The organism is Arthrobacter sp. efr-133-R2A-120 (genome assembly GCF_030209835.1).
In the GTDB taxonomy this organism is placed as follows: Bacteria; Actinomycetota; Actinomycetes; order Actinomycetales; family Micrococcaceae; genus Arthrobacter.
This window is the reverse complement of sequence record NZ_JARVRF010000033.1, coordinates 22,603-40,034: the sequence shown is the minus strand read 5'-3', so window position 1 is coordinate 40,034 and position 17,432 is coordinate 22,603. Positions and strand designations below refer to the sequence as shown.

Below are 17,432 nucleotides of genomic sequence, written 5' to 3'. Positions count from 1 at the left end.
CACCGACGCAAGCTCCGACACCATGCAAAGGCGCTTAAATACGCCCAACCCGCCAAACTGCGGGCCGCCTAAGTAAGCTATGCCGAGCCGGACCACGTGTCTTTCGGGCCGGTGTCTTTCGGGCCGGTGTCTTTCGGCGCCGCATCTTTGGGGCCCGCAGCCTTCGGGGCAAGCGGCAGCGTGATCTTCATGACCGTTCCCCGCGGACCGCTGCGCTCAACCTCCACAGTGCCTCGGGCCCCGGTGATGATTTCACGGACCAACGCCAAGCCGATTCCGAAGCTGCGCTGGCCCGGGGAACCCTCGGGGCTGTGTGTCCTCACGAAGCGGTCAAAGATCCGGGTCTGGTCCACTCCCTTGATCCCCGCCCCGGAATCCGAGACGGTGACCACCGCGCGGTTGCCGAGCACCGCCGTCGTGATCCCCACCTGGCCGCCAACGGGGGTGTGCGCCAGCGCGTTGTCGGCCAGGGCAAGGAGAGCTCGGCGGAAGGCATTGCTGTCAATGAGCGCGAAAGGGCGGTCCTTTTCCGTCAGGGTGACGCGGACGTCTTTCTCTCCCGCGAGCTGTTGCAAGCTCTCGACGACGGCGCCCGCCACCTTGGCGAGGTCGCTCGGCTCCGCTGTGGCATCCGGAGGCGAGCCGGTGGCCGCCACAAGCAATTCGTTGACGATGCCGGTGAGGGTCGCGGTGTCATTGCGGATGCGGGCGAGCGCTTCCCCGGTTTTTGAGTCGGCGGGGGCGTCGCGCTGGGCGAGCTGGACGCGTGCATCGAGGATGGCGAGGGGTGTACGCAATTCGTGGCTGGCGTCCTGAACGAACCGTCGCTGCAAGGCCAATGCCTCTCCCAAGGGCCTGATGGCGCTCCGCGCGCTGAGCCAGCCGATGGCACCGGCGAGGAGTATCCCCGCAATGCCGGCAACGATCATGACCTTCAGGAGGTCCTTTGTATCGAGATATGCGTAGACGGAGTCGGTTTCGCCAGGTCCGGGCAGCGTTGGATGCTGAGCCTGGTTGAAGAGGTAGATCGCGGCGGCCGCCAGCAGGCAAAGAACCAAAACCGTGCATGCCGCGCTGATCCGCACGGCGATCTTCAGGGAGGCTTTGCGAAGCGTCGCCTGGTCCGGGTTTTCAGTCATGGGGGTCGCCGATCTGGTATCCGAGGCCGTGGACCGTCCGGATCACCGTTTTGGAAATCTTGCGGCGCAAGTGGTGGACGTAGGTGTCGATCACGCCCGGCTGGTCCGTGGGGTGGAACAGGGCGTTGATGAGGTCTTCACGGGTAAAGACCCGTTCGGGTTCGCCGGCCAAGGTTTCAAGGAGTCCCGCTTCCTTCGCTGTCAGGGTGACCACGGAACCGTACACGGAGCGCATGGAGCGGGCACCGGCGTCGAGCTCCCAATCCCCGATTCCCAGAGTCTGAGCCGGCAGGCCGTACGTCCGGGTGAGGGCTCGCAAGCGGGCCGCCAGCTCCATGGCGTCGAACGGCTTGCTCATGTAGTCGTTCGCCCCGGCGTCGAGGCCCCGGATCTTCTCATCGGTCGCACCGAGCGCCGTCAGGATGAGGATCGGGGTGGCAATCCCCTTGGCACGAAGGGCCTTGATCAAGGCAATGCCGTCTATGACCGGCAGCCCCCTGTCAATGACCATCGCATCCCAACTCTGGGTCAAGGCGAGGTGGAGCCCGTCGCTCCCGTTGACAGCCAAGCGGACGGAAAAGTCCGGCTCCAGGAGTTCGCTGATGAGCGGCCCCAAGGCGGCGTCGTCTTCGACCAAGAGGACGGCCGGCCGCTCAGCTGTTGTCATGCTGTCTATTCTTCCCCGGCGTGCCCGCTCGCGGCGCCCACCTTGACCTTGCGCCGCTTTTTGAGGAACTCGACTCCCCACGGCAGGACGGAGACCAAAACCATGATCACGGCAATGGCGTCAATGTTGTTTGCGATGAACTCGTAATGTCCCAACCAGGAGCCCAGGAGCGTCACGGAGGTTCCCCAAATGACGGCGCCGGCGATGTTCCACAGGGTGAAGGATTTGTAGTCGTAGCGCGCGATGCCTGCGCTCAGCGGTGCAAATGTCCGCACGATGGGGACAAAGCGGGCCAGGACTATCGCGGGGCCGCCGCGTCGCTTGAAGAATTCTTCGGCCGTATCCAGGTGCGCGCTTTTCAGGATCCGGGCGTCGTCCTTGAACCAGCGCCGTCCGAACTTGCGCCCCAACATGTAGCCGATCTGGTCACCGGCGATGGCGGCGGCCGACACGACGGCGATCAACACCGGCAGCTCAAGCTGCAGTTGCTGGTGAAGCAGGCCTGTGGTGAACAGCAAAGAGTCACCGGGCAGGAACGGGAATAAGAGACCGGACTCGATGAAGACTATCAGCGCCACTACTCCCAGCGCCGCTGGACCCAAGCCCTGAAGGAGGGTGGCGGGATCAAGGAAAGCGGGCATGGCGGAAAGTACGTGCAAGGGGTCCTCCTCAGGATCCGTGTGCTTGGGTTGCGGCTGCTACCGGGGCGGTTGATTCAGAACCAGCGCCAAGCGGTAGTCGCGCGAAAACTTGCGGTGCGTACCTGTTCCAGAGTCCTGCCAAAACGATCACTGCGGCGCTGGTGGCCAGGAATGACGCCACTACGTCGCTAGGGTAATGGACGCCGATGTAGATCCGGGACCACGCCACCACCACGGCCATGACAGCACCGGCCCACGCGGTGATGACGCCCCATCGGGTGCCCCGGACCAGGAGGTACAGGGCGAAGGCGAGCGCTACGGCGAAGGCGGTATGCCCGCTGGGAAAGCTGTTGGAACCCGTTTCCGGGGTCAGGGGGTCGAAAAGAAGCGCAGGGTTGGGCCGGTGGCGGGCGACGATAAGTTTGAATGCCTCGCTGGCAACCCAGCCCGAACATGCGAAGAGCACAAACATGGCCGCCCGCACGAAGGACTTGCGAACCAGGAAAAGGTACAAGCCGATCACCAGGACTATGCAAACTCCCGCTACGGGGGCGAAGAGGAAGTTCAGTGCCATGGCCACCGTGGTCAGTGCGCCCACGTGATGGCGGCTGAGTTCCTGGTCAACGCCGAATTCGTTGGTGGTCAGGCCCGCTACCGCCTGCACGCTGAAGCCGATGGCAAGAACTACGGCAGCGAGGGCAATGCCCCACAGAAGCCAGTACCTGGGCTGGGGAAGCAACGGCACACTGTGACGGACGACGGCGGAAGCGCGGCCTTCCGTGGAAGTGTTCTGCTTGGGGAGTGATCGCATGGTGTCTCCGGTTCGGGGGTGACGGCCGTTGTGCGGCCTGCTTCCACTCTCCCGCGGGGCACTTAAGAAGCTCTTAAGAACTCCTGTTCACCGTCCTTTCCCCTTGACCCGCAAGTGGCCGGGCCCCAGAGTTTAGGAACCTACTGTCCGCCACATCGAAGGATCTGGGATGTCCGAATTTGCGATCTCGAAAGACGGTACCCGCATCGGGTATGACCAATACGGCGAGGGACCTGCCGTGATCCTGGTTGGGGGTGCAATGCAATTCAGGGGCTTCGACTCCAACACCGTGGAAATGGCCAAGCTTCTGGCCGCCAAGGGGTTCACCGTTTTGAACTACGACCGGCGCGGCCGAGGGGAAAGCGCAGAGGCTCCGTCATTCACCCTGAAGGACAACATCGACGATCTCGCCACACTCATCGACATCGCGGGCGGCCAAGCTGCGCTCTTCGGGAGCTCTTCAGGTGGCTCGATTTCCCTGGCAGCGGCGGCAGCAGGCCTACCCATCACGAAGCTGGCGCTCTGGGAGACTCCCCTGAGTGATGAACTCGGCACCGGCGGGGCCGAATTCTTCGCCGGCCTCCAGGAACGGATCGCATCCGGAGACAAGGCCGGCACCATCGAGTACTACATGAAGGACATGCCACCGGAGTGGCTGGCCGGCGCCAAGAACAGTCCAGGATGGCCCATCATGCTCGAACTGGGCCCCAGCCTTTCCGCCGATGCCGAATCCCTCGCGTGGACCCAGTCCGCGCCTCGGGCAGAGCTGTGGTCCGGCATCACCCAGCCCACCGTCGCGATCGTCGGCGAGCAAACCATACCGATCATGCCGAAAGCGGCCGACTCCATCGTGGCCAACATCCCCAGTGCCCGCAAAACCACCATTCCAGGCGCCAACCACAGTTGGGAACCCGGAGTCATGGCTGACGCACTCGCTGGGTTCTTGGCCGAGTAGTACGGCTGGCTTCCCCGATGGACCTGGCCGCGATCGCCGTCGAACTCTACACACTGGTTCCCTCGGCCTTCACGGCGGCCCGCACTGCGCGGGCCAAGGAAGCCAAGTCCGCGGGAGACGCCGATCTGGCGAAACAGATCGCCCAGTTGCCGAAGCCTTCGACCGCGGCGTGGGCCGTCAACATGCTTGTCCGGCACGCAACCAAGGAATTCGCGGGCGTCCTGGAACTCGGGGCATCGCTCGGGAAAGCACAGGAGCAGCAGGATCACGACCGTCTCCGCACGCTCGGCCAACAGCGCCCGCGCGTCCTGGGCGCCGCCGTCGAGCAGGCCCGGGCAGTGGCGGACGGCCTGGGCGTGAAGGTGAGTGGCGCCGCCGCGATGGAGGTCGAGGCCACGCTGAGGGCGGCCATGACGGATCCCGGCGCTGCCGCGGCGCTCCGCAGCGGGCAACTGGTGCGTTCCCTCGCCACGAACGGATTGGAACCCGTCGATCTGTCGGGCGCGGTGGCGATTGCGGGCGCACTTCCCACGGTGGGCACCCTCAAAGAGGAGTCCGACGACGGCGGGCGGCAGCGCGGGCGGGCAGACTCCCAGCGCGCACGCGCCGACTCGGAACGCGAGCGCGAGAAGGCACACACCGCACTCGCGGAAGCGGAGCGCAACGCGGACAAGGCCGACCTGGAACTCGCCCAGGCCGAACGCGAAAAGTCGGAGGCCGTGCGCCGGAGCGAGCAACTCGCCGTCGAAGTCAAAGCCGCCAAGGACAAGCTGGCTGCATTGCAGCAGGAGCTTGCCGCCACGGAGTGGGCCATCACCTTGGCCGAGCGGAACCGCAAACTGGCAGTGCGGCTAGCCAGCCGGGAACGCCGGACTGCGGAAACGGCACGGGCCCGGTTGGAGGGATTCTCTTAGCGGTCGCAACGTCCGGTATACCGGACAAGCCGAGGCGTATTCTAGGACAATGTACAGTCAATCGGTGCGGCCCAAGGCGCCGGCCGCGGCCCAGGTGCTGGCGGTTCTCAGATATGTCGCAGGCCAGGCCGGCCCGGTCAGCGCGTCCATCATTGCGCGCGATGTTGGCCTGCCGCGGTCAACCACGTATCAGCTCATTGCTTCACTGATCGATGACGGCTTTCTGGTCCACCTTCCCGAGGAGCGCAAGTATGCCTTGGGAGTGACCGCCCATGAGTTGGGGACGGGGTATTCGCGGCAAGCTCCGATCCAGCGGATTGCCCGGTTTCCCCTGTCCCGGCTCGTCGCCCGGACCCGCCGGACTGCCCATCTTGCCGTGATGCACGGGCGCGACGTCGTTTACGTGATCGAGGAGCGGGCGCCGCGGCAAAGCCCCCTTGTCACCGACACCGGGGTCCGGCTTCCTGCCCACCTGACGGCCAGCGGCAGGGCGATGATGGCCCAAATGGACCCGGCCCAGGTGGCTGCGCTTTTCCCGGGACCGGAGGCTTTCGCCGAGCGCCACAGCAAGGGCCCGCAATCCTTGCCCGCATTGCAGGATCTCTTGGCGCGGGCACGATCGCTCGGATACGCGTGGGAGCAGGACGAGGTCACGGAGGGGTTTTCCTCTGTGGCGGTCGCCGTCCTCGACCGGCAGCGCTATCCCGTGGCCAGCGTGACCTTGACGGTGTCGAACCGGGCGTTTCCCGGCGGAGGCACTCGGCACCGGGCCAAGGACGCCGAAACCGCCGAAGAAAGGGCGGTTCGCATCGAGGACGTCGCCCGGGAGTGGATTCCGGAAGTGACCAGGTGCGCGCGGGAAATTTCCCGCAGGCTGGGCACCCAAGCCTGACCCCGACGTCGTTCCCTCTGGTAGCAGTGGGGACGCTCGCTCACCTATAGGGCCAAAAGCCAGGACGCTCGCTCACCTCAAGTGAGCGAGCGTCCGCCGGAAACACCCCAAAAGTGAGCGAGCGTCTGAGGGGGGAACGGGCAAAAGGCACGACGACGGCGCACCGGGACTGCCGCCATCGGGCACTGAGACAACCGTTCCCGGCACGGTCGACCGGACGCTCGCTCGTTCCCGGCACGGTCGACCGGACGCTCGCTCATCTATAGGGCCAAATGCCCGGACGCTCGCTCACCTCAAGCGAGCGAGCGTCCGCCGGAAACACCCCAAAGGTGAGCGAGCGTCTGAAGGGGGCACAACCCAAAGGCTAGACGGCCGCGCTGTTCGACACTGGGCCAGCCACCGGCTCTACTGCCCCCGCGTCCGAGTCCGATTCCGATTCCGCTGGGCCGAGTTCCGTCGGGTAGACCATCTCAGCCGGTGCGTTGGAGTTCCTCTTCGCCAGCGGGTAGAACACGATTGCCGTGACCACGAGGCCTACGAGCCAGGAGATGTCCGCCCCTCCGAGAAGCTCGGTCATCGGGCCGGTGTAGAGGGTCTGCGCGAGGAACGGGATCTGGATGACAATGCCGATCGCGTAACTGAGTAGCGCGGTCTTGTTCCAACGCCCGTATCGACCATTCAGGTCGTAGAGAGCCGGAATGTCCACCTTTTCCTTGGAAACCAGGTAGTAGTCCACCAGGTTGATGGAGCTCCACGGGATGAACACCATCAGAAGGAGAAGGACGAAGTTCTTGAAGTTGGCGATGAAATCGGGGGACGCAAGGACTGCGATGAGCACGGAGAGTCCGATAAAGCCGATCACGTAGGCGAACCGGGTCCATGAGGCCACCGCAGACTTGCGGGTGAACGCCGTGACCGAGGTAAGCATGGTCATGTAGCCGCCATAGGCGTTCAGCGTATTGACGGTCAGTTTTCCGGTCACGATCACCAGGTAAATGACCACCGCGATCAGTCCGCTGCCACTCAGGTTCCCGAGGAAAGCGACTTGGCCGTCCAAGAACCGTGCGCCTTTGGGCAATGCGAGCGCAGCGAAGAGCGCGCCCAGGGTCATTGACCACTGGGAACCAATCACCGTTCCGAAGTACGCCGACATGAAGGTCTTGCGTGCAGGCGTCTTGGAAGGCAGGTACCGGGAGTAGTCGGCCACGTAAGGACCGTAGGTCAGCTGCCATCCGGCGCCAAGCGAAATGGCGAGCAGGAAGGTGGGGAACTCGAAGCCGCCGGCGCCTAGGAGTGCGCCGACGTCCTGGCTGGTCAGCAACCTGATGCCCAGGTAAGTGAAGCCGAGGATACCGACGACGGTCGCAATGCGGCCCAACATGTGGATGTACTTGTAGCCCAGGGTCGCCACGACGATGGTCAGCGCCCCGAAGACGATCATGCCGACGGCCGGAGTTCCCGTGTGGAGGATGAGGCTGATTGCCTGTCCGGAGAGGACCGTACCGGTGGCAGCGAAGCCGAGGTACATCACGACCACCAGGACCAAGGGAATCACCGCACCGAAGATCCCGAACTGCGCCCGGCTGGAAATCATCTGTGGCAAGCCGAGCTTCGGCCCCTGGGCCGCATGGAGCGCCATGACAGCACCACCCAAGAGGTTTCCGACCAGGAGTCCGATGATCGCCCACAGCGCATCCGCGCCAAACAGTACTGCCAAGGCGCCGTCGACAATGGCCGTAATCTGCATGTTGGCCCCGAACCAGAGCGTGAACTGCTGGCCAGCCGAACCATGGCGTTCATTCTCCGGGACAAAGTCGATGGAACGACGCTCAACGCGCGGCCCCCCCGTTCCCGCTTTTCCTGTGGCCTGCATGCCTAATCCTCACTTTGACAACCGAAGTCCGATGTCCCCAACTGAGAATCAATCAGAGCATGCAAAGTGACGGCTATCACCGAAAGGTAGCCATATTTAGTCCGATATACCGGACGATAAGGCACGGGTCGTTGATTACCCCATTTGGCGGCCGTCGCCGCCCGCCAGGCCCATGAACATCGTCTTGTGCAACACGTCCACGTGGCGCCGCGATACCTCCACCGCACAGCGGTCGTCGCCTGCCCGCAGGGCGTTTACGAGCGCAATATGGTCCCGGTTGGATTCGTGGAGGAACTCGATCGGGTACGGGATGAAGTATGCGTAGAGTTCCGCCAATGCCTCGTTATAGACGTCGACCGCCGCTCCCAAGCCCGAGGACGCGGCGACCAGCCGGTGAAACCTCTCGTCAGCCTGGTGATACTCGGACCAATTGCTTGATCCGGCCATTTCATGGGTAAGCCGTTCCAACTCATCAAGCTGCGCTGCCGAGGCATTGACCGCGGCGAAGTGGGTGACCGCGCATTCGAACAACAGCCGACGGTCCACCAGCCGGTTCACGGCAAGGGATTCGGCGGGCGACGCGGTGAGTTGCTCGAGCACGTTCCGCGGCGGCTCGTCCGCGACAAAGGTTCCTCCGCCACGTCCTCGACGACGGACAACGACGCCTTGGTCAGCCAGGCTCGCCAGGGCCCTGCGTGCCGTGATCGGGCTGACCGACAGGCCCAGCGCGACGTCTTGCTGGTCGGGCAGCCTCTCCCCCGGCTGAAGCAGCCCCAAGGAGATGGCCATGCCGATCCGCAGGCGCACGGCGTCGATTGCGCTCCTCCGGTCGATTCCGAGCAGAGGGGCAGCATCGATCAATGAGTCGCCGGTGGTGTCCTCGAGCTGTCGGGTCATATCCGCTACTTTACGGGGCAAGATCCACCTTCCTTTTATTTGATCATTATGATCTAATATGAGGCGAGTCACAACAACAACGTGGAGAAACCAGTGCAACGCATCCTTCCCCTCATCGCCGCGCAAGCATCACCCCGACTGATCGGCGAACCGATCGAGGCCTTCGCAGCCGAGGTCGCCGCCGCCGTCGCGGTCCAACCGCAAAGCAAGCTCGTGGTCTTCCCGGAGCTGCACCTTTTCGGGGATTCCAACCCGGACCTGCAGCGTACGGAAGTGCTGCAGGACTCGGCCGAGCCGCTTGACGGTCCGCGCGTCAACGAGCTGCGGCAGCTAGCCGCGGACTTGGGCATCTGGCTGGTTCCGGGCAGCGTCTGCGAGCGCGGCCCCGAGGGGCAATTGTTCAATACCCAGTTGGTCCTTTCCCCCGAAGGCGAGCTCGCCGGCTACTACCGCAAGGTCTTTCCTTGGCGCCCCTTTGAGCCCTACGACCCCGGCGACCGGTTCACAACCGTCCACCTGGAAGGGATCGGCACGGTGGGCTTGAACATTTGCTACGACGCCTGGTTCCCCGAGGTGACCCGCCAGTTGGCGTGGATGGGCGCCGAAGTGATCCTCAACGTCGTTAAGACCACGACGCCGGACCGCAAGCAAGAACTCGTCCTCGCCAAGGCAAACGCGATTGTGAACCAGGTCTTCATGGTCAGCGTCAATTGCGCGGGACCCACCGGCAAAGGCCTCAGCCTGATCGTCGACCCCGAGGGGAACACCATAGCCGAGGCCGACGACGACGCGCCCACCCTTCTCGCCGCGGAACTGGACCTATCCGCCGTCGAGCATGTCCGCGAACACGGGACCGAAAACCTGAACCGCCCCTGGTCCCAATTCCGCCCCGGCGAGCCGCCCATTGACCTGCCGGTCTACCAAGGCCGCATCGACCCGACCACGTGGACCCCTCAGTCCACCAACTCCTAAGGAACCACCGGTGACAACGCAACCGAGCCTCACGCGCGCCCTGAAACTGCCCTCGCTGGTCCTGTTCGGGCTGGCCTACCTGACCCCGCTCATCGTCCTGGCGATCTTCGGCGTGATCGCCGAAACCACCGGCGGAGCATCGCCGTCGGCCTATCTCGTGGCCATGGTCGCCATGCTCTTCACGGCCCAGAGCTACGGGCGCATGGCCGTTGCCTATCCGGTGGCCGGCTCCGCCTACACCTATATCCGCCGCTCCATCGATTCCCGGATCGGGTTCCTGGCCGGTTGGGCAGTCCTGTTGGACTACTTGTTCCTGCCGATGGTCATCTGGCTGATCGGGGGCTCCTACCTCACCGCGCAGTTCCCGGCCATTCCCATCGGGGTCTGGATTGTCGCGTTCATCGCGATCACCACGCTGCTCAACGTGGTTGGCGTGAAGGTGGCGGACAAGGCCAACTACCTGCTGATGGCATTTCAGCTTCTGGTGATAGTCCTGTTCGTTGCACTGTCCGTTGGAACCTTGGTCTCGACCTCCGGCGCGAGCGCCCTGGTCAGCACCGCTCCTTTCTTCAACGACACCTCGAGCTTCGACAAGATCACCGCCGGAGCTGCCATCGCGGCGTACTCGTTCCTGGGCTTTGACGCGGTGTCCACCCTCACCGAGGAGACCATCGAGCCGAAGAAGACGGTGCCGAAGGCGATCATGCTTGTGGCACTCATCGGCGGCGCGATCTTCGTCGTCGTCTCCTACACCACCCAGCTGATCCACCCCGGCGGAGTCTTCGACGATTCGGCGTCGGCGGCATCGGACATTGCCCTGAAGATCGGCGGGCAATTCTTCGGCGCAGTTTTCCTGGCCGGACTCGTGGTGTCCCAGTTTGCCTCCGGGCTCGCGGCACAGGCCAGCGCCTCACGTTTGCTCTACGCCATGGGCCGGGATTCAGTCCTGCCGAAGAAAGTCTTCGGGGCGCTGAACAAGTCCTTCCACACTCCGGTGTTCAACCTGGTCATTACAGGCGCGGTGGGACTCATCGCCATGTTCCTGGATGTAGCCACATCGACGTCGTTCATCAACTTTGGCGCCTTTACGGCCTTCACCCTCGTCAACATCTCGGTCATTGCCTACTACCTGCGCCAACGACGCTCGGGGCACCGGCTCAGCGTCTTGTTCTACGTGGTCATGCCAGCGGTGGGAGCCATTATCGACGGGTTCCTGCTCTCCCAGCTGGATTCGAATGCCATCACGCTCGGGCTGATCTGGCTGTGCGTCGGCGTCGTAGTACTGGGCATCATCACCAAGGGGTTCCGGAAGGCGCCGCCGGAGATGGTGATGGAAGAAAAAGAAGCCGCCCTGGTATGACGGCGGAACACAGTAAACGGGGAGAAATGAGGACTGCGTGCGCATCACCTTAGCCCAGATCGATTCCGGCACGGACGTCAGCCGCAACCTCGACCTCATCGCGGACTACTGTGCCCGGGCGGCCCACGAGGGCTCTGACCTCATTGTGTTCCCGGAGTACTCGACGTACGAGAAAAGCCGGGTGGACCAGAGCTTCGTGGACATGGCCGAACCGCTTTACGGCCCGGTGGCTTCCAAGCTCTACGCGACGGCGGCACGTTACGGGATCGCCGTCGTCGCAGGCCTCCTGGAAGCGCCCGGTGAGGGGGACGAAACCAAAGAAGCGGACGGATCCCGAGAACGGGACCGGGCCTTCAACACCTTGGTGGCCATCGGTCCTGACGGGTCCCGCCTTGCCAGCTACCGGAAGATCCACCTGTTTGACTGCCAAGGATTCCGCGAATCGGAATACATCAGACCCGCCCCGGAGCCACTGCCTGTCACTTTTTCCTGCGGCGGCGTGACCTTCGGATTGATGACCTGCTACGACCTGCGCTTCCCCGAGTTGGCGCGCATCCTGGCCGACGCCGGCGCCGAGGTGCTCCTCGTCTGCTCTTCATGGGTTCCCGGCACTGCAAAGACCGAGCAGTGGGCCACCTTGGCCAAGGCCCGGGCAATCGAGAACGGTGTGTACGTGGCGGCGGTCTCCCAGACTCCGCCGGTGTCCATCGGCTACAGCATGCTCATTGATCCCCTCGGGACTGTCCTGCATAGCCTCGGCACCGAGCCGGCCACCGCAACGCTGGACCTCTCGCCGGATGCCGTTCAGGCAGCCAGGGACCAGTTCCCCACGTGGCGGCACCACCGGCTCCCCTAGTAACCTCGCGACCTCTTCTGGGCCGCCCCACTCTGTGCTAAACCAAAGTCAAGATGCACCGATGCTCCGAAGGAGAAACGCCATGAGCACTACGACGGACAAAGGATCGGGCCGCGGGCTGGAGATCCGGTCGATCGACTATGTTCCTTTGAACGAGCGGCACGGCAAGGTCTCGCACATCGGACCGCTGTGGTTCGTCAGCAATGCCCAGATCGCCACCCTGGCAGTGGGGTTGATCAGCATCACCACCGGCGGCAACTTGATCTGGTCGCTGCTCGCGATCGCCATCGGGGTACTCGTCGGCACGCTGTTCATGGCCGCGCACTCCTCACAGGGCCCCCAGCTCGGCTTACCGCAGATGATCCAGTCCCGGCCGCAGTTCGGCTACATCGGTGCCCTGCTGGTTTGGCTCTTTGCCTACCTCCAGTACGCGGGCTTCAATATCTTCAACACCATCCTGGCCGGCCAAGCCATCTCGGAGTCGATCAACTTCGGGTCCCAAAACCTGTGGTTCTGGGTGGTCACCATTATCGCCGTCGTCATTGCCTTGTTCGGCTATGACCTCATCCACGCCTTTGAGCGCTACCTGACCTACCTGACCATCATCATGCTGGCGTTGCTCACCATTGCAGCCGTCAAGCTGACCATACCCGCGGGCGCATACAACTTGGCTGACTTCCATCTGGTGCCGTTCCTGGGTCAGCTAGGGGTCGCGGCCGGCTACCAGATCTCCTGGGCCATCTACGTCTCTGACTACTCCCGCTACCTCCCGCCCTCCAGCGGACGGGGCACATTCCGGTGGACGTTCTGGGGCAGCGCCCTCGGCGGTATTTGGGTAATGTTCCTGGGCGCGTACATCGGTGCGGCCGCCGGTGAGAACTTCGAAACCATCGCCTCGATCAAATCCACGGCCGACCAGCTCTTCGGCGGATTCGGTGGCATCGCGTTGTTCGTCGCCGCCCTGGGCTTGCTGTCAGTGACTGCCTTGAACATGTACGGCGGATCGCTGACCCTGATATCGTCCATCGATAGCGTCCGGCAGATCCGGCCGACCCTGAGGCTCCGGATCATCACGATCTCCATCACCGCCCTCATTTCCGTAGTTCTGGCGAACCTGGCGTCGGCCGACTTCCTCGCCAATTTCAACGACTTCCTGCTGTTGGTGCTGTACTTCTTCATTCCGTGGACAGCGGTCAACCTCACCGACTACTTCATCGTCCGCAAAGGCCACTACGCCATCGCAGAGATCTTCAAGCCGGATGGGATCTACGGCCGCTGGGGCTGGCCCGGCATCATCTCCTACCTCGTCGGCTTTGTGGTGATGATCCCCTTCTTCTCCGCCGGCAAACTCTTCGTCGGGTTCATAGCCCACGCGATCGACGGCGCCGACATCTCGCTGTTTATCGGGCTCCCGGTCTCCGCCGGGCTGTATTGGCTGATGACCCGGCGTATCGACGTCGAGGCAGAGACCCGCATGGCCAAGGAAGAGGCCGACGCCCTGGAGGCGGCCGCGCACGAACACCTGCTTCCGTAGCTCCGCCGCCGTAACGCGGTTCGACAAGACTCAGGCAGTGGCGATGACCGTGGACGTCGCCAAAACGTTGCCGGACTTATCCAAAGCCTCGACGGCGGCCCTCGGCGCGGCGGCCACCGCCGTCGACGTTTCAAAGCCGCGGCGCGGAACCGTCACTGCCTCGGACAGTGAACCGGGGCCGGTTCCGGTGAGGAACCTCCATTTAGCGACCTCGGTTGCGCCATTCCAACTGGTGTGGAGCTGCATCGTGGACCCGTTGCCCGGAACCGCGGCCAGGTCGGGGACGGTGTCCGGGCGGCCTGTCCACGGCGAGCGATAGGTGCGGTAGGAGGCGTCGCCTAGTCCGGTCGCCTCGAATACCGCTTTCCCATCCGGGGTGAATTCGGTGGCGGCGGGGTCCGCTCCCCAGCCCACAAGGACGTGCCCGTTATCGAGGAACTGCAGGTTCCCTTCGGCGTCGCCCCGGTGGCCACCCCTGCTGAACTCCTGCTTGACGACGGCGGTGCGCGCCTTTTCGTCGACGGCGAGGAGCAGCCCGCGCGATGTCCCGGTGGTGCCCTGGTTGTAGTGGTTGTCGAACATGCTGATGATCCCGTTGGGCCGGCGTCGAACATCATGCTGCCAAGCGAAGACGGATTCCGGAGTCATCGAGAAGTCGCTGCGTTTCCCGCCCAAACGCCAGCGGATCTTCCCGTCCGAACGGCCGATCAAATAGGCGGTGTGCGTGTGGCGGGACGAAACGAGGAGCGCGTCTCCGCTCTCGTCCACGGAATTGAGGTGGAAGGGATCGAACGCTTTCGTGGCGTCGGAGCCGTCGGCCTTGGGGTTATCCGACGGGCGCACATAGGACTCAGCCAGGTCGATGTGGTCCGAGGCCGTCCAATCGAAGAGGACTTTTCCGGAACGGATGCCGACTTCCTGGACATGGCAATCAAACATGTAGCCCTGTGCGGGTCCGCCCACAGATGTCAGGTCGTGCTGGACTGTTGGGTAGGAGATCATCAACGCCGTCCCGGCAGGGGTGATGGTGAACTCGTGCAGATCCGCTTGCAGCCCGTTGCCTGTGTTGACTTCGGCCACGGTGCGGTAGTGGGCATCCTTGACGACGCCCTTTCCCGCACCGTGTCCGCCGGTTCCGATTCCAGTCCAATAAGTCAGCACCGATTGGCCTTCGAAGGCTTGCACGCGAAGGTCCGTCACGCCGGAACCGGTCGGTTCCATCCATATCGGTTCCCCGTGGTTGTCCATGATCAGCCCGTTGGTGCCGTGGCCCATCGGCCCCACGAACACGAGGCCCGCACCTGTGGGCCCGGTAGCCCAGCTGGCAACGCGTGCTGCGGTCAAAGCGGTGGAAACGAAGCTACGGATCGAAGGTACGGAAGCCGTGTTGCTCGGCGACGGCGAGGGTGACGCTGCCGGCGTCGGGGTAGCAGCGCTGACCGCGGCCGTTCCCCCGGGCAACACGCCCGTCCTGGCGATGCCGAGGCCGGCGAGCAATCCCGCGCCTGCCATCCCCGCCCCCGTAAGGAACCCGCGCCGGCTCACCCTGAAGTGGGGCTCGCGGTCTTCCCGCTCGCCACTCCCAGACTCCGTATTCTGCTCCACCCCCTCAGGATAGGACCGGAACACAGTGCGGAAACCGGACAGAAGCTGCAAGTTTGCTGGACGAGGGCAGGGCGGTAACCCAGCGTGGGATCAGTTGATCCTGCGTCCGCCGAGCCAGCTGACCATGGCCGGGTCGCGGTGGTCGAAGAAGAGGCTGGCTCCGGTGTCCAGGGTGGCGATCTGGCTCATCTGCTCGTCCGTGAGGGTGAAGTCGAAGACGTCGAGGTTCTGGACCATGCGTTCCGGCCGGACTGACTTGGGGATGACGACGACGTCGCGCTGGATGAGCCAGCGGAGAACCACTTGGGCGACGGACTTGCCGTGGGCTTCGGCGATGGCGCTGAGAAGCGGGTTGGTGAACAGGTTGTTCTTGCCTTCGGCGAATGGTCCCCAGGACTCGATTTGGACGCTGCGTTCGCTCATCATTGCTTGGTCGGCGGCGCGCTGGTGGAAGGGGTGGGTCTCGATCTGGTTGACGGCCGGGACGATCTCGTTGTGGTCGATGAGGTCCACCAGCCGGTCGAGGTGGAAATTGGAGACCCCGATCGCGCGGGCGAGACCGGCCTTGTTGATGTCCTGCATGGCGCGCCACTCGCTGTAGTAGTCCCCGAGGGGCTGGTGGATCAGGTACAGGTCGACGTAGTCGAGTCCGAGGCGGTTCAGTGAGTTGTCGAAGGCGCGCTTGGTGTCGTCCTGGACGCTGCCCGTGGGGGCGTGCTGGATCCAGAGCTTGGTGGTGATGAAGAGTTCGTCGCGGGCGAGGCCACTCGCCTTGATCGCAGCCCCGACGGCGGCCTCGTTTCCGTAAGAAGCGGCAGTGTCCAGGTGACGGTAACCGGCGTCGAGGGCGGCTTCCACCGCGGCCTGGGTTTCCTCGTCCGGGATCTGGAAGACGCCGAAGCCGAGGATTGGCATTTCGACGCCGTTGTTAAGGGTGACGGTGTTCATGGGTTTCCTTCGCTTGGATGGGGGTTATCGGCTGATTTGGGCGTGCGCGGCTTGGTAGTCCTGCTCGCTGACGGGTTCAAGCCACGTGGCGCTCTCCCCGTTGTCGCGCTCCACCAAAGCCAGGTGGCACATCATGTTGTCCTGGGTGGCGCCGTGCCAGTGTTCCTCGCCGGGCGGCGTGTGGACCGTGTCTCCTGCGCGCATGAGGATCACGCCGCCGTCCCGGGTGGCAACGAACCCGATGCCGTCGGTGCAGTGCAGGGTCTGGCCAACGGGGTGCGAATGCCAATTCGTACGGGCTCCGGGAGTGAAACGCACCATGGCTGCCACGAGGCGCGAGGGCGCCTCGCCGTTGTGGAGGGAGTTGAGGTAGACGTCTCCCGTGAACCTCTCCGTCGGGGCTTTGGCCGTGGGGGTTGGGGGTATGAGTTTCATCGTGGCTTCCTTTCGCTAGTGCCGTGATTGTTTCGCGTGCCGAAGCGGCAGGGCCACCGCTACAAGGACGAGGAGGAGAAGGGCCGTGGTACCGAGGCTGATGCGCAACCCTGCCATGAAGTCCTGACCGGCGAGCGCGGCACCGAAGATCGCGACGCCGAGGGAGCCTCCGAGCTGCCGGGCGGTGTTGACCGCGCCACTGGCGGTCCCCGCCAGCCCCGCGGCCATCAGCAGTTGGCCCGCGACGATCGCGACGATGCGGCCGAAGCGGTCCGCGAACCTGGCCACGAGGGGATTCAGGAGGGCAACAAGCCCGGTCATGGGCAGGAACAGGAGTCCGGTCTCCAGGGCGGTAGCGCCGCGTTCCTGTTGGAAATAAAGGCTCTGGAGGAAGACCACGCCGTAGAACGCCGCCATGGTGACCCCGGCGATGATCAGGGCTGTCGAGACGGTGCGTGAACGGAACAAGTCGAGCGGGATCATCGGGTGCTTGCCCCGTGCTTGCGCGGCCACGAAGACTGCTGCCGATGCGACACATATGGCGAACGTCAACAGGATTTGGGGGCTTCCGTAGCCGAGCTCGGCGCCTTCGTTGACCCCGTACGCCAGGCTGGCCAGCGTGAGGACCGCCGTAATCTGCCCCAGCCAGTCAAAAGGCATCGGGCGTCGCGGCGATGGAGCCACACGGGAGAGTATGAGTAGGGCGGCGACTCCCACCGGAAGATTGACGAAGAAGATCAGCCTCCAGTCCAGTTGCGTCAGGATGCCCCCGAGCACCGGTCCGGCAGCCAAGGCGACCACGAAGAATCCCAGCATGGCAACCGCCAGAGATGCGCGCGGACGGGCGACGGCCTGCGGAAGGGATTTGACGGTAGTCACGGACATGGTGGCCTTCCAAGCTGGGAAACGGGGACTGATTCAAGAAAACCAGTC

At 63.9% G+C, this 17,432-nt stretch carries 17 protein-coding genes; 7 read left to right on the top strand and 10 right to left on the bottom strand.

Going from position 1 to position 17,432, the window contains the following annotated elements:
• Window positions 1–77: 77 nt before the first annotated feature.
• Genes QRN52_RS16110 through QRN52_RS16095 form a run of 4 tightly spaced genes read right to left on the bottom strand, consistent with a single transcriptional unit; the run spans window position 78 to window position 3,258 of the window.
• Window positions 78–1,139 carry a sensor histidine kinase gene (locus QRN52_RS16110; RefSeq protein ID WP_284754232.1) on the bottom strand — a complete coding sequence of 354 codons (1,062 nt, stop codon included), beginning with the start codon at window positions 1,137–1,139 and terminating at the stop codon, window positions 78–80.
• Window positions 1,132–1,806, bottom strand: coding sequence for a response regulator transcription factor (locus QRN52_RS16105; RefSeq protein ID WP_284754231.1), 675 nt, complete (start codon window positions 1,804–1,806; stop codon window positions 1,132–1,134). Before QRN52_RS16105 ends, QRN52_RS16110 begins: the two co-directional genes overlap by 8 nt.
• 5 nt (window positions 1,807–1,811) lie before the next feature.
• A complete protein-coding gene (locus tag QRN52_RS16100; RefSeq protein WP_284754233.1) occupies window positions 1,812–2,447 on the bottom strand; it encodes a DedA family protein in 636 nt (211 codons plus the stop codon).
• A gap of 28 nt (window positions 2,448–2,475) precedes the next feature.
• A complete protein-coding gene (locus QRN52_RS16095; protein WP_284754230.1) occupies window positions 2,476–3,258 on the bottom strand; it encodes a phosphatase PAP2 family protein in 783 nt (260 codons plus the stop codon).
• 169 nt (window positions 3,259–3,427) lie between these two features.
• On the opposite strand from QRN52_RS16095, the gene QRN52_RS16090 reads away from it, so the two are divergent.
• From QRN52_RS16090 to QRN52_RS16080, 3 genes are read left to right on the top strand one after another with little or no spacing between them, the layout of a single operon-like run.
• The gene (locus QRN52_RS16090) at window positions 3,428–4,213 is read left to right on the top strand and encodes an alpha/beta fold hydrolase (RefSeq protein WP_284754229.1); all 786 of its coding nucleotides are present in this window, start codon (window positions 3,428–3,430) and stop codon (window positions 4,211–4,213) included.
• A gap of 17 nt (window positions 4,214–4,230) precedes the next feature.
• Window positions 4,231–5,127, top strand: coding sequence for a flotillin family protein (locus tag QRN52_RS16085; RefSeq protein WP_284754228.1), 897 nt, complete (start codon window positions 4,231–4,233; stop codon window positions 5,125–5,127).
• A gap of 49 nt (window positions 5,128–5,176) precedes the next feature.
• Window positions 5,177–6,019, top strand: coding sequence for an IclR family transcriptional regulator (locus tag QRN52_RS16080; RefSeq protein WP_284754227.1), 843 nt, complete (start codon window positions 5,177–5,179; stop codon window positions 6,017–6,019).
• 364 nt (window positions 6,020–6,383) lie between these two features.
• Here the strand turns inward: QRN52_RS16080 and QRN52_RS16075 are convergent, their stop codons facing one another.
• Both QRN52_RS16075 and QRN52_RS16070 read right to left on the bottom strand, forming a co-directional pair.
• Window positions 6,384–7,892 carry a purine-cytosine permease family protein gene (locus QRN52_RS16075; RefSeq protein WP_284754225.1) on the bottom strand — a complete coding sequence of 503 codons (1,509 nt, stop codon included), beginning with the start codon at window positions 7,890–7,892 and terminating at the stop codon, window positions 6,384–6,386.
• A 135-nt stretch (window positions 7,893–8,027) separates the two neighbouring features.
• On the bottom strand, window positions 8,028–8,789 hold the full coding sequence (locus QRN52_RS16070) for a FadR/GntR family transcriptional regulator (RefSeq protein WP_284754224.1): 762 nt from the start codon (window positions 8,787–8,789) through the stop codon (window positions 8,028–8,030).
• A gap of 93 nt (window positions 8,790–8,882) precedes the next feature.
• On the opposite strand from QRN52_RS16070, the gene QRN52_RS16065 reads away from it, so the two are divergent.
• From QRN52_RS16065 to QRN52_RS16050, 4 genes are all read left to right on the top strand, one after another.
• On the top strand, window positions 8,883–9,761 hold the full coding sequence (locus tag QRN52_RS16065) for a carbon-nitrogen hydrolase family protein (RefSeq protein WP_284754222.1): 879 nt from the start codon (window positions 8,883–8,885) through the stop codon (window positions 9,759–9,761).
• 10 nt (window positions 9,762–9,771) lie between these two features.
• The gene (locus tag QRN52_RS16060; protein ID WP_284754221.1) at window positions 9,772–11,121 is read left to right on the top strand and encodes an APC family permease; all 1,350 of its coding nucleotides are present in this window, start codon (window positions 9,772–9,774) and stop codon (window positions 11,119–11,121) included.
• Window positions 11,122–11,158: 37 nt separating this feature from the next.
• Window positions 11,159–11,977 (top strand): carbon-nitrogen hydrolase family protein, encoded by an 819-nt coding sequence (locus tag QRN52_RS16055; RefSeq protein WP_284754220.1) that lies wholly within the window; start codon window positions 11,159–11,161, stop codon window positions 11,975–11,977.
• 82 nt (window positions 11,978–12,059) lie between these two features.
• A complete protein-coding gene (locus QRN52_RS16050; protein WP_284754218.1) occupies window positions 12,060–13,511 on the top strand; it encodes a purine-cytosine permease family protein in 1,452 nt (483 codons plus the stop codon).
• Between the two features lie 30 nt (window positions 13,512–13,541).
• On the opposite strand, the gene QRN52_RS16045 is transcribed toward QRN52_RS16050, so the two are convergent.
• The 4 genes from QRN52_RS16045 to QRN52_RS16030 all read right to left on the bottom strand — a co-directional run bounded on the left by QRN52_RS16045 (window position 13,542) and on the right by QRN52_RS16030 (window position 17,378).
• The gene (locus QRN52_RS16045) at window positions 13,542–15,116 is read right to left on the bottom strand and encodes an arylsulfotransferase family protein (protein ID WP_284754216.1); all 1,575 of its coding nucleotides are present in this window, start codon (window positions 15,114–15,116) and stop codon (window positions 13,542–13,544) included.
• A gap of 90 nt (window positions 15,117–15,206) precedes the next feature.
• Complete coding sequence (locus QRN52_RS16040) at window positions 15,207–16,064, bottom strand: aldo/keto reductase (protein WP_284754215.1); 858 nt, start codon at window positions 16,062–16,064, stop codon at window positions 15,207–15,209.
• A 24-nt stretch (window positions 16,065–16,088) separates the two neighbouring features.
• Window positions 16,089–16,499, bottom strand: a complete 411-nt coding sequence (locus QRN52_RS16035) for a (R)-mandelonitrile lyase (protein ID WP_284754214.1) — start codon at window positions 16,497–16,499, stop codon at window positions 16,089–16,091.
• Between the two features lie 15 nt (window positions 16,500–16,514).
• Window positions 16,515–17,378 (bottom strand): MFS transporter, encoded by an 864-nt coding sequence (locus QRN52_RS16030; protein ID WP_284754212.1) that lies wholly within the window; start codon window positions 17,376–17,378, stop codon window positions 16,515–16,517.
• Window positions 17,379–17,432: the final 54 nt, after the last annotated feature.

What these genes read in the sequence shown, in the direction of transcription:
- QRN52_RS16110 (WP_284754232.1), bottom strand. Translation starts at nt 1,139, where the DNA reads ATGACTGAAAACCCGGACCAGGCGACGCTTCGCAAAGCCTCCCTGAAG.
- QRN52_RS16105 (WP_284754231.1), bottom strand. Translation starts at nt 1,806, where the DNA reads ATGACAACAGCTGAGCGGCCGGCCGTCCTCTTGGTCGAAGACGACGCC.
- QRN52_RS16100 (WP_284754233.1), bottom strand. Translation starts at nt 2,447, where the DNA reads ATGCCCGCTTTCCTTGATCCCGCCACCCTCCTTCAGGGCTTGGGTCCA.
- QRN52_RS16095 (WP_284754230.1), bottom strand. Translation starts at nt 3,258, where the DNA reads ATGCGATCACTCCCCAAGCAGAACACTTCCACGGAAGGCCGCGCTTCC.
- QRN52_RS16090 (WP_284754229.1), top strand. Translation starts at nt 3,428, where the DNA reads ATGTCCGAATTTGCGATCTCGAAAGACGGTACCCGCATCGGGTATGAC.
- QRN52_RS16085 (WP_284754228.1), top strand. Translation starts at nt 4,231, where the DNA reads ATGGACCTGGCCGCGATCGCCGTCGAACTCTACACACTGGTTCCCTCG.
- QRN52_RS16080 (WP_284754227.1), top strand. Translation starts at nt 5,177, where the DNA reads ATGTACAGTCAATCGGTGCGGCCCAAGGCGCCGGCCGCGGCCCAGGTG.
- QRN52_RS16075 (WP_284754225.1), bottom strand. Translation starts at nt 7,892, where the DNA reads ATGCAGGCCACAGGAAAAGCGGGAACGGGGGGGCCGCGCGTTGAGCGT.
- QRN52_RS16070 (WP_284754224.1), bottom strand. Translation starts at nt 8,789, where the DNA reads ATGACCCGACAGCTCGAGGACACCACCGGCGACTCATTGATCGATGCT.
- QRN52_RS16050 (WP_284754218.1), top strand. Translation starts at nt 12,060, where the DNA reads ATGAGCACTACGACGGACAAAGGATCGGGCCGCGGGCTGGAGATCCGG.
- QRN52_RS16040 (WP_284754215.1), bottom strand. Translation starts at nt 16,064, where the DNA reads ATGAACACCGTCACCCTTAACAACGGCGTCGAAATGCCAATCCTCGGC.
- QRN52_RS16035 (WP_284754214.1), bottom strand. Translation starts at nt 16,499, where the DNA reads ATGAAACTCATACCCCCAACCCCCACGGCCAAAGCCCCGACGGAGAGG.